This window comes from Pandoraea communis, from assembly GCF_902459745.1.
GTDB classification, from domain to species: domain Bacteria; phylum Pseudomonadota; class Gammaproteobacteria; order Burkholderiales; family Burkholderiaceae; genus Pandoraea; species Pandoraea communis.
The window spans coordinates 1-860 of the sequence record NZ_CABPSJ010000014.1 but is presented as its reverse complement, the minus strand read 5'-3'; the positions used below and the strand labels follow the sequence as shown (position 1 = coordinate 860).

At 66.7% G+C, this 860-nt stretch carries 1 protein-coding gene; it reads right to left on the bottom strand.

Annotation, left to right across the window (positions count from 1 at the left end):
• Positions 1-35: 35 nt before the first annotated feature.
• Positions 36-860, bottom strand: an 825-nt coding sequence (locus PCO31110_RS25550) for an electron transfer flavoprotein subunit alpha/FixB family protein (RefSeq protein ID WP_150691766.1), incomplete at its 5' end; no start/stop codon positions are given.

Here is an 860-nt window from a genome sequence, read left to right as displayed (position 1 = left end):
GCACGCCCTGCAACCTCACCTGACTCGTGACGCGCTTACAGCGCGCCCGTCAGCTCCGGCACGACCGTGAACAGATCGCCCACCAGGCCATAATCCGCCACCGAGAAAATCGGCGCTTCCGGATCCTTGTTGATCGCCACGATCACCTTCGAATCCTTCATCCCCGCCAAGTGCTGGATCGCCCCCGAAATGCCCACCGCGATATACAACTGCGGCGCCACGATCTTGCCCGTCTGCCCCACCTGATAGTCGTTCGGCACGTAGCCCGCGTCCACCGCCGCACGCGACGCACCCAGCGCCGCACCCAGCTTGTCCGCCAGCGGCTCGAGCACCTTCGTATAGTTCTCGCCGCTACCCAGACCCCGGCCGCCCGAGACGATGATCTTCGCGCTCGTCAGCTCCGGACGGTCCAGCTTCGTCACCTCACGCCCAACGAACTGCGACACGCCCGCGTCCGGCGTTGCCGCCACCGTCTCCACCGCCGCGCTGCCGCCCGTCGCCGCCGCCGGGTCGAACCCCGTCGAGCGCACCGTGATCACCTTCACCTTGTCCGCGCTTTGCACCGTGGCAATCGCGTTGCCCGCGTAGATCGGGCGCTCAAACGTATCCGCGCTGTCGACCTTCGTGATGTCCGAAATCTGCGCAACGTCCAGCAGCGCTGCCACGCGCGGCGCAATGTTCTTGCCATACGCCGTGGCCGTCGCCAGGATGTGCGAATAGTTGCCCGCAATCGACACCACCTCGTCGGCGATGTTCTCGGCCAGCCCGTCGCCGAAGTACGGCGCATCGGCCAGCAGCACCTTCTTCACGCCCGCGATCTGCGCGGCCGCATCCGCCGCTGCCTTGGCATTGCTGCCCGC